At 43.9% G+C, this 5,425-nt stretch carries 4 protein-coding genes; 2 read left to right on the top strand and 2 right to left on the bottom strand.

What is annotated here, in order from left to right:
* The first annotated feature begins 175 nt into the window (after nucleotides 1–175).
* Nucleotides 176–637 carry a tetratricopeptide repeat protein gene (locus AC805_RS14415; RefSeq protein WP_072143633.1) on the top strand — a complete coding sequence of 154 codons (462 nt, stop codon included), beginning with the start codon at nucleotides 176–178 and terminating at the stop codon, nucleotides 635–637.
* A 92-nt stretch (nucleotides 638–729) separates the two neighbouring features.
* On the opposite strand, the gene AC805_RS14410 is transcribed toward AC805_RS14415, so the two are convergent.
* Nucleotides 730–2,547: a leucine-rich repeat domain-containing protein gene (locus tag AC805_RS14410; RefSeq protein WP_055076062.1), complete on the bottom strand. Its 1,818-nt coding sequence runs from the start codon at nucleotides 2,545–2,547 to the stop codon at nucleotides 730–732.
* Nucleotides 2,548–2,810: 263 nt separating this feature from the next.
* Between AC805_RS14410 and AC805_RS14405 the strand changes: the two genes are divergently transcribed.
* Nucleotides 2,811–4,574, top strand: coding sequence for a hypothetical protein (locus AC805_RS14405; RefSeq protein ID WP_055076061.1), 1,764 nt, complete (start codon nucleotides 2,811–2,813; stop codon nucleotides 4,572–4,574).
* Nucleotides 4,575–4,719: 145 nt separating this feature from the next.
* On the opposite strand, the gene AC805_RS14400 is transcribed toward AC805_RS14405, so the two are convergent.
* A complete protein-coding gene (locus AC805_RS14400) occupies nucleotides 4,720–5,295 on the bottom strand; it encodes an Npun_F5749 family FMN-dependent PPOX-type flavoprotein (RefSeq protein ID WP_055076060.1) in 576 nt (191 codons plus the stop codon).
* Nucleotides 5,296–5,425 lie beyond the last annotated feature (130 nt).

Below are 5,425 nucleotides of genomic sequence, written 5' to 3'. Positions count from 1 at the left end.
CAATATTTTTAGAATGCATCTTTATAGCTACAGTCACTTGAATTAGGACAAATCAAAACCCAAGAATTAATTGGCGGCGCGAAGCGCCGCCAATTAATTCTTGGGTTTTATGTCCTAGTACACTTGGCGACAGCTATATTTACTTATGACGATTGTTCTTCAATGGAGAAATTTAATGTCTAACCTTCAGAACGGAATTGCATTGTTTCAATCAGGGAAATATTCTCAAGCCTTTGAGATATTGTTACCTTTAGCAGAGGAAGGAAATGCTGAAGCAGAGAGTATTATTGGGTGTATATACGAGCTGGGACTCGAAAAAGATATAGATATAAACAAGGCAATATATTGGTATGAAAAATCTGCCGCGCAAGACCATATTATCGCTCTTAACAATCTAGCAAATATTTTTATGTATCTCTATAGAGAAGGTTTAATAGATACAAATAAAGCAGTAAACCTATACAGGAAAGCTGCTGAGCTTGGAATGGTTCCTTCACAATATATGATAGGCAAAATATATTTAGAGGGAATAGGATTAGATGTTAATGAAACTGAAGCTGTTAAATGGTTGAAACTTGCCTCTGCAAATGATTTTGAGCCAGCAAAAACTATGCTGTCTAGTATTTTAAGTAGTTAGGCATAATTAAAAACCAAAAACCAGAAGAGCATACCGCCCGCTACGCGGGCGGTATGCTCTTCTGGTTTTTAAGTTTACTTATACCTAGCTACTTATCTTTTTCGCTCCAACCAAAAATCAATAATCGCTTTAGAGTTATACAAATCCTTGAGAATCTCTGAAGGAATTGGTAGAGGGTTATTCCTGAGATCGAGCCTAAACAGATTTTCTAAGTTAGCGATCGTTTCGGGTATCGCCTTGATTTGATTGCTTGAGAGGGAAAGGTAACTGAGCTTGGCTAAATTGACGATCGCTTCTGGTATTGTCGCAATCTGGTTGCCAGATAGGTATAGCGTATTCAGATTTACTAAGTTGAAAATCGCATCTGGTATCGTCGCGATCTGGTTGCCAGATAGGTATAGCTCTGTCAAATCCGCTAAGTTGCCGATCGCTTCTGGTATTATCGCGATCTGGTTTCCTCTGAGATCGAGCTTAGTCAGATTGGTTAAGTTGGCGATCTCGTCTGGTATTGTCGCGATCTGGTTTCCCCTAAGATTAAGCTTAGTTAGATTGACTAAGTGAGCGATCGCTTCTGATATAGACGTGATTTGGTTTCCCCTGAGGTCAAGTTTAGTCAGATTCTCTAAGTTGGCAATCGAGTCTGGTATCGTCGTGATTTTGTTCCCTCTGAGATTTAGCTCTTTCAGATTTACTAGGTTAACGACCGCTTCTGGTATCGTCGTGATTTGATTGCTTGAGAGGGAAAGCGTAGTCAGATTTACGAGGTTAGCGATCGCTTCTGGTATCGCTGCGATCTGGTTGCTTGAGAAGGAAAGCGTAGTCAGATTTACGAGGTTGAAGACCGCATCTGGTATCGCTGCGATCTGGTTGAAAGATAGGTCAAGCTCTTTCAGATTAGCAAAATTGGCGATCGCATCTGGGATCTCCGTGATTTGATTATTCCACAGATTAAGTGTTGTTAGATTGGCTAAATGGGTAATCGCGTCTGGTATCGCTGTGATTTGGTTTCCCCTGAGATTAAGCTCTCTCAGGCTGGATAAATTGGCAATCGCGTCTGGTATCTTCGCGATTTGGTTATTCCACAGATCGAGATCCGACAGATTTGCTAAGTTGGCGATCGCATCTGGTATCGCTGTGATTTGGTTTCCCCTAAGGTAGAGCTTAGTCAGACTGGATAAGTTGGCGATCGCGTCTGGTATCTCCGTGATTTGATTACCCCTAAGGTCAAGCTTAGTCAGCTTCGCTAAGTTGGTGATACCCGATGAGATCGCCGTGATTTGGTTACAAGAGAGGTAAATCTCTTTCAGATTTGCTAAGTTGCTAAATGCTTCTGGTATCGCCGTGATTTGATTTCTATAGAGATTGAGTTCTCTCAAGTTTGCTAAGTTGGCGATCGTTTCTGGGATCGCTGTGATTTTGTTTTGAGCGAGGTCAAGATAAGTCAGGTTTGTTAAGCGAGTGATACCAGATGATATCGTCGTTATTTGGTTGCGCCAGAGGAGAAGCTCTCTCAGATTGACTAAGTCACCAATCGCGTCCGATATCGTCGTTATTTGATTGAACAATAGGAAAAGCTTAGTCAGGTTGGTTAAGTTGCCAATCGCGTCTGGTATCGCCGTGATTTGATTACCACCGAGGGAAAGCTCTGTGAGGCTTGATAAGTTAGCGATCGCGTCTGGTATCGTCGCGATCTGGTTGCCAGAGAGGTCAAGTCTAGTTAGATTTGACAAGTTGGCGATCGCATCTGGGATCGCCGTGATTTTGTTTCTATAGAGGTTAAGATATGACAACTTTGTTAAGTTAGCTATCTCTGGTGGAATCCTTTCAAGTCCTTTCTCTGACAGATCGAGTTCCGTCCACCCCTCGATTTCTGCTTGTGCGATTATTGCCAATACCTCTGTATCTGTCATAAGGAAAAAATATAAGTTTTTGCCATAGTCTATAAGGATAGCGTAGAGCCAAATAATTTTTGTATTTTGTCAAGTTGGCACTGGACTGTTAAAAAGGGATAAGTCTCTCAAAGTATTTCTGGGCAATCTTTTCACGACCTTGCTACTCAATCACCATAAATCCTCACTGGATAAGCCTTGTAGCTATTTATCACTTCTTTAACAACCAGTATCGTTTCAAAAAGAAAGATCTGATCGCACCTTTCTTTTTTATGATAGTAGTTATGCCTAGATTTCAAAGCCGACTTTTTAATTGGATCGATCGCTCGTGGCCAGTTCAGGCAGGACGAGGCGTTAGGCGATCGCTCGATCGAAAACTCAAACAGATGACGGGATTGCCTTTACAGGAATTGCCGCGATTGTTGGCTTATCAAGTTGCCAAAGCCGCCCTATATCCAGTGTATTTAGTCGCCTCGGCAGCCAAGAAAACTTTCCCATTACTTGATCGCAGCCAAGTCGAAGCTAGGGAAAATTTGCGATCGCAACCCCATGCTACGGGACTTTTAGCGGAACCCTTGCCGATTAAGGAAGATTTAGATAATGCCATTCGCCAAACCGATGAGTTAGCCGATGATTTGCCCGCTGATTTGTCCGTTGATTTACAAACCAATGCCCCTGACGAAGCGCTAAAGTCCGAGATACCATTACTTTGGCGACCCTTGGTGAAGTTTTTTAACTGGATCGATCGCACTACAATACGCATAGATCGCAACATTGCGACGCTGGTCAAGCGGGAGCCTGATGGGCTAGCAGATCGTCCTGAATTAGAGTCAAAATTGCTTGCCAATCGGATTTTTGCGGAAATCTGGCAACAGGTCGAGCAGGGACAGACCGACCCGAACAACTTAAAAACCAGTAGCGGATTGACTGAAAACGTGGCATTGGGAAGAAACCGACTGGAGCAGTTGCGGCGGTTGATTGAGGCAGCGATCGCTTATTTCTTTGGAACTCAATCCCAATCTCCATCACAGATTCAAGACGAAAACATTATTGGGGATGGGGAGCGTCCAGAAATCGATAGTTCGGAGACATCGGACGAGCAGATATTGTCGGGGGAAGCAACATCAAAACAGCGGAGCGTTAACCCCTCGCAAGGAAGCGATCGCCTGTTCGCCGCTAGAAAAGCAGCAGCCAAAAATTCGTTGCAAACCAATTCATCGGCAGCAGCCAACCCAACCGATGCAGGCGATCTCACAGCAAATACAACGTTAGCGGAAAGTAACAACCTCGATCGCTTGCGCGATCTGATCGTGGCGGCGATCGATTATTTCATTGGCAAGCGATCGCTCGATGGCGATGGAAGCACAGCTTTTAGCAATGCGAATGATGATACAAAAAGAACTCCATCGGAATTGCTATCGGCAGAATTTATTGACAAATTGCAAACTATGGGAAGTTCGGTAAAAGGGAACCAACCCAGTCACAATTCTGCCTCCGCTCTTAAACCTGACAATCAACTCGAACGCTTACAAAAGCTGATCGAGCAAGCGATCGCCTATTTCTTTGGCAAGCAGAAACCAACTCTAGATGAAACCTCAGATATAACTCCTAGGGAAGAAGCTTGGTTAACAATGGAAGAAGTGTTTGGAGATGATAATGGTCCTTGGCCGCTTCCTTTAGAATATGAATCGATCGCTTTTAGTAAATCGCCAGATCGACAGGCAATCCATTCATCGGGGGAGTTACAGAATTCAGAAACGACGACCACGCAGATTTCCCAAGATCGTTTAGTGGGCAACTTAGTCTTTGAAGAAGAACTTTTAGATCTCCAGCAATCGAACTCCGACCAAGAAAGCGATCGCCCCCTCAAGGCTTGGATTGAGGCAAATGCTAGCCTTTTAGGTTATGTCTATAATCCCGTTATGACGGTAATCTTCTGGGTCGATGCGATCGTTCTCAAAATTGAAAATCTGATTATTGGATTTTGGCGAGGATTGCTCAATTTTCCCAAGCGATTAATTCGTTTTATTCGTTATGGAAAAAGGTAGCCCATCCTGATCTATAGCTGTCGCCAGTCTTGTAGTGTTGCCGCGCTCCGCGCGGCAACACTATTTTGGGGTTTATGCCCTGATACAGTTGACGGCAGCTATATTTATCTTCAAGAACAGCGGCGCTTCGCGCCGCCATTCTTCTTTATGGATTGACTTCCTGTTCAGCCCAATTCCCTTGCTCATCAAGAATGTAGAGCCAACGGTTTTGAGGATTACCGCGTAATTCTAGGCGATCAACTTCTATCGGTTCGATTAATAGCAGACAAAAGGAAGGAAGTGGCTGTTCGGGGTCAGGAGGGGCGATATGGGCAAAATCAATCCTTGGCATCCGTGGATGTCCCCAAGCAAACTGCATTCTGGCAGAATCTGAGAGCGCTTTCCACGCATCCGATCGCGCTTTTTGGAATTGTAAGTCCGAGCATTCACTGTTAATCAAGATCGATTTGCCGAGAATCCGAAACTGCGATCGCGTTTTGGTGAAATACCAATTGATCTCTACCCAAGGGTTAGCATCCATTTGCGCAATTTTTTGACTGCGCTCATCCGTAACAATTTTGAGACAATCTTTCAGGCGATCGCAATTTTCCAAAAAACCACGAAATACAACTGTCCGATTGCGCGGACGCTGATCGCAACCCATCGTTGCGAGTTGTAAGAATCTTGATTCGGGTTGATTGCGATGTTGATGTAAACTTCGAGCTAGATGCGATCGCCACATAAAAACATTTAGAATAGGTCTGTGCTAAGTAGTTCGGCATAATTAAAAACCAAAACCAGAGAGCATACCGCCCGCTACGCGGGCGGTATGCTCTTCTAGGTTTTAAGTTTACTTATGCCTAGCTACTTAC

It is taken from the genome of Pseudanabaena sp. 'Roaring Creek', assembly GCF_001402795.1.
Classification (GTDB): Bacteria; Cyanobacteriota; Cyanobacteriia; order Pseudanabaenales; family Pseudanabaenaceae; genus Pseudanabaena.
This window is presented reverse-complemented; position numbering and strand designations above follow the sequence as displayed.